The 4,461-nt window shown below is 58.8% G+C and carries 3 protein-coding genes; 2 read left to right on the forward strand and 1 reads right to left on the reverse strand.

The genetic code is table 11. The features are described from left to right. Positions 1 to 916 precede the first annotated feature (916 nt). Positions 917 to 1,060, reverse strand: coding sequence for a hypothetical protein (locus tag AC5ZG5_RS45700; RefSeq protein WP_456647172.1), 144 nt, complete (start codon positions 1,058 to 1,060; stop codon positions 917 to 919). 559 nt (positions 1,061 to 1,619) lie between these two features. Here AC5ZG5_RS45700 and AC5ZG5_RS45705 point away from each other — a divergent pair. Both AC5ZG5_RS45705 and AC5ZG5_RS45710 read left to right on the forward strand, forming a co-directional pair. Continuing rightward, positions 1,620 to 2,741 carry a TlpA disulfide reductase family protein gene (locus AC5ZG5_RS45705; protein ID WP_456647173.1) on the forward strand — a complete coding sequence of 374 codons (1,122 nt, stop codon included), beginning with the start codon at positions 1,620 to 1,622 and terminating at the stop codon, positions 2,739 to 2,741. A gap of 332 nt (positions 2,742 to 3,073) precedes the next feature. Then, on the forward strand, positions 3,074 to 3,832 hold the full coding sequence (locus AC5ZG5_RS45710; RefSeq protein ID WP_456647171.1) for a glucose 1-dehydrogenase: 759 nt from the start codon (positions 3,074 to 3,076) through the stop codon (positions 3,830 to 3,832). Positions 3,833 to 4,461 lie beyond the last annotated feature (629 nt).

The raw sequence follows: 4,461 nt of genomic DNA on the forward strand, positions 1-4,461 counted from the left end.
TCAAAGTCCTCTCACCTGAGTCCTCTGGGTAGCTGATTCACCCTCAAATACGCCCGCGACTTTCTGACTCAGTAAGACTAGCAGGCCGTTGAAAAAGGCGCTCGCCGCCGACCGGCGACCGTGATTCATTGGCTCCGACGAGATTCGGAGATGGTGCGTGCGCGGCTGCGACAATCGAACGGGCGAGCTGTTTAGCTGCGTTGATCTGGAGGCGCGGGTGCGGCGTGATCATCCGCTGCGAGCGATCCGGCTCACTGAGGTCATCTCGAAAACTGGTGGACGTCGGAGGGAGGTTTCTGGGACCCGAAGGTGCACAGCTTCGCCTTTAGGGCGAAGCTGCTGAAAGGCGGCGCTCCAAAGCCGGAGCCACGCCGTCGGTCAGTCTTCGGATAGGCGCACCCTGTTGCGGTAGGGCGGGGTCAGTCGGTCGGCCTTTATGCGCCGCTTCGGCTGGCGGGGTGTCACGCAACACATCCGTCAATTGCGTGACCGCTGTGGGTCAGGAGTCACCGGAGCCCACTCCTGCTTTCAGCTTTGACACTATCAGCTTTTGCCGATGCCTTTCGGCCTTGTCCGCTTGATCTCCACTGCTGCCGTCACCGCGCCATAGCTTCCTCGGCCTGCCGGGTGCCACTACCAGGTTAGCAGCATGAAGCAGAGGCTCGCAGCGCATAAGTAATTCGTTCAATGCACTTAGGCACATATTGTGTTCAGGAATCTTTGAGGCGCTTGCGCACCATGACGCTGTATTGCATAGCAAACGGAGCCATCCGACCCCTCGACGGCAAGCGATTCGATGCACGTCTGCCGGCCCGTGTCGATCGTCTCCTTATAAGCCTTAGCTCGCATCGAGGCGAGCCGCGATACGTGTTTCGGTATGGAGGCAACGATTTTAGAACGGGATCAGGGTGAGCGGCTAGAGAGCAAAACTGATCGGAGTACCAGTTTGTGGTGCAGGAACCGCTTGGCTGATGGCGAGCGCTGGCAGTTTTAAGGCGCCGATCCACAGCACCGGCAGCAGTGCTTCGCGAATAATTCCGTTGTCATTGACCACGAACACGCGTCGACAGTCCACGGCTTTGGCTGTTTCGACTCCGATCTACCTCGTCGCTCGCCCCTAATCCTGTCCGGCCAGGGAGAGGGACTAGCAAGTTTCCGTTAGGTGGCTCGCAACATCAGCTTTTCTGGCGGCGCGAAGCGCGCAATTTGTGTTCAATTTCGGACAGCGGCACAAAGCCCGTCGGGTTCAAAACACTGGTCGCCGTGGAGTGCCGTTGAGCTTTTCATGGAGTAATCAGGCGCTTAATGCGCGCAGACGATGCTGGCACGGACGTTGCTACTAAGGTGCAGCAATACTGAATGAGTGCTGAGTGCACACAGACGCGAGACGAGCGATGCTCTCCTTCCTTGAACCCATGTGCCCCGCTCCTGAGAGGAAGAACTTGTTGCTTGTGACTTGGAGCGTCGTCGCGCTTAGCGCGGCGGCACCGACATTCGCCGCGGATCTCGCTGGGCAGCCCGTCTACACCAAGGCACCACCGCCATCGGTCGCGGCCGCGATGAGAGATCAGCTAGCGCAAAAAGTCGCGCAACGTCTGGCAATAGTTTTGGAGAGTACCATGGTGCTGGGCTTAGAATCCCCAGCTCCTCCGATCAAGGTGGAGAACTGGCTGCGTGGCCAGCCCCTCACGAGCTTCCAGCCCGGGAAAGTGTACATCGTCGAATTTTTTGCAACTTGGTGCGCACCGTGTGTTGCGGCGCTGTCCCATCTGGTGCAGCTGCAAGAGAAATACAGAGATAGCGGAGTTGAGGCTCTCGGAATAGCAGCTCGTGAGCGCGCTCAAACAGCGGACGAGGCCCGAAGCAAGTTGGACGCATGGTTGACCGAAAAGTTGCCGAATCTCAACTGCCGGATCGGGTTCGACTACACACGCGAAATGAACAAGCTTTGGATGGATCCCAGCTTTTCTGTCGGGATTCCCACCTCGTTCGTCGTCGACCGTGACGGCCACATCGCCTTTATCGGTCACCCGACGCAACTCGATGACGTTTTGCCGAAAATTCTGAGCGGCAGCTGGCGCACCAGGGATGAAGCTAAAGCCGCCGATACAGAGCGGATCGCCAAAGGCGAACTTACAATGCGCCTTTTCGCCAAACTTACGCCAGCGATGAATGCGGGGGATTGGGTGAAGGCGCTTTCGGCGGTCGAAGAGGCCGTCGCTGTGATGCCGGACGACCTTAACTTCCGCGTGCTCCATGCGGATCTGTTGCTTCACAAACTGCGCGACTTGCAGACCGGCTTGCCGGTCATGAGGCAATTAGTTCGCGACGCGATCAAGAAAAAATCCGAGCGGTGGATGGCCGGGGCGCTGCGCAACCTCTTCGATCTGGCGAATGACAACTCCCACTTCCCGTCTGCCGAGCGCCTTGCGATGGGCAAGGAGTTGTCCGAACACATTCTGGCGCTGAATCCTCCGCAACGAAGCGACGGCTTCAAGTTCCTGTCCTATGGGCCGGTCGCTCAGTATTGTTACGAGAGCGGCAATAAGGATCGCGCGATTGAGTTGGTCGAGGTGGCGCTGAAGTCGCTGGAAGGTCCTAAGCCTATCCCGGTTGAACTGAAACAGCACGTTATCTCGTTGTTGGTCCAAGCGCTGGCCAACTACAAGGGTGAGAAGGCTTGCTACGGCGCTCTTTGTGCGGGTCCGCAAGACGGATTTCCGAAAGAGTCAAAGCGCTAGTCGGAATTGGTCACTGGCCATCGTCTATTTCCCCGGCGGGCTCAATCTCCAGCCGCTGCACGCCGGAGAACCTTATGTGCTTTGCTCTCCTCTCGTCAAAGCTTGATCCAACCCAGCAGGCGAACGCCTGTTCGCTGCGAGCCTGCATTGCCCGTCGGAGGCAGCGCCCTATCTCGTCAAGAACGGCGACTGTCGGGCAGGAATGTCGTCCCTTTGGATACGATGCTTCGGGGAAACCCGCCATGCACATGGCAAACGATGGTTCGCGAGAAAGATGGGCTCCAGCTGATCTGCACCGCATTGATCAATGAGCGAAGCAAGGACATCATGTCATGGGACGTGTGAACGAGAAGGTCATTCTGGTGACCGGCGGAGCTCGCGGGATGGGTGCAGCTCATGCGCGCCTGCTGGTAGCTGAGGGCGCTAAGGTCGTAATCACTGATATTCTTCACGCAGAAGGAGAGACTCTCGCTGCTGAACTAGGCACTTCCGCCATCTACGTGCGTCAGGACGTCACACAGCCGGCGGAGTGGGCTAGGGCGGTCGCGGTCGCCGAGCGCAGCTTCGGCGCGCTGCACGGGTTGGTCAACAATGCTGGGATCGCCAGCATGGCCCCAATCGAGCAGTTCTCGCTCGATCAGTGGAATAAAACCATTGCCGTCAATTTAACCGGTGTGTTCCTCGGAATGCAGGCGGCCCTGCCGGCAATCCGGCGTGCGGGCGGCGGTTCGATCGTCAACATCTCATCGGTCGAGGGGCTGCGGGGCACTGCCGGGCTTCATGCCTATGTGGCTTCTAAGTTCGGCGTGCGGGGCATAACCAAGTCTGCTGCGCTGGAGGCAGCCGCCTCTGGCGTCCGCGTCAACTCGATTCATCCCGGCTTCATCGCCACGCCGTTTACCGAGCGTTTCGATCCCTCTCTTTTCCCCATTCCTCTGGCACGGGCAGGCCGCCCGCAGGACGTATCGCATGCAGTTTTATTCCTGCTCAGCGACGAGTCCAGCTATTTTACCGGTTCCGAGATCGTCGTCGATGGCGGTTTGACGATCGGCGTTCCGCACAGATGGCAGGCAGCCGAGAATATCTTTTGATGAATACCAACTGACGGTCCAAGCCAGGGCAACAAAATGCTGCGGTTCGCCGTCTCAGCTCTCGGGATCTTCGGACCGTATGGCCAACGGTAACGTCTCCGGCGGATCGCAGTTGGCGCCAGCAGCAGCGGAGGGCGCCCTCAAAGCGCGAAGAGTGCTTGCAGCTGGAGCAGAAGGAGCTCTTGCGGGCGCCGCATTGGGTGAAGCGAGCGAGAAGACCAGGTTCTGCCTGCGCGGGAGCGGGACGACGCTCGACGAGAAGAGCATTGAGGAAAACTACGCGCTTGTTGAACAAGTCGACGAACCAGCGCTTTGTGGATGGCATAGCGCAATGCGCGCCGTGGGTTCTCGTGTCCTAACTGGGCTCCAGCGTGGGGGTGGCAGGCACCTTCGAACTGGTTGGCGGCAGGCGCACGAATGCGGCCAACACGCGAGGGGCACGCTGCGCAATGCCACTATTTAGGCGGGTGGTTCGCGACGGCAGTTAGAGCAAACGTTCGACAACGATTTCCAAGCGAAGTCGTTGGCTCCGCTGTTTAGCAGGGATACTGACTGAAATGGACCCGCGGAGCGGGACCGCTTGAACCGGTTTGTTAGTTGGAAACTGACCGCTCCTGATCCCTTTCTAT

The sequence above is a fragment of the Bradyrhizobium sp. Ses1 genome (assembly GCF_059512365.1).

What these genes read in the sequence shown, in the direction of transcription:
- AC5ZG5_RS45705 (WP_456647173.1), top strand. Translation starts at nt 1,620, where the DNA reads ATGGTGCTGGGCTTAGAATCCCCAGCTCCTCCGATCAAGGTGGAGAAC.
- AC5ZG5_RS45710 (WP_456647171.1), top strand. Translation starts at nt 3,074, where the DNA reads ATGGGACGTGTGAACGAGAAGGTCATTCTGGTGACCGGCGGAGCTCGC.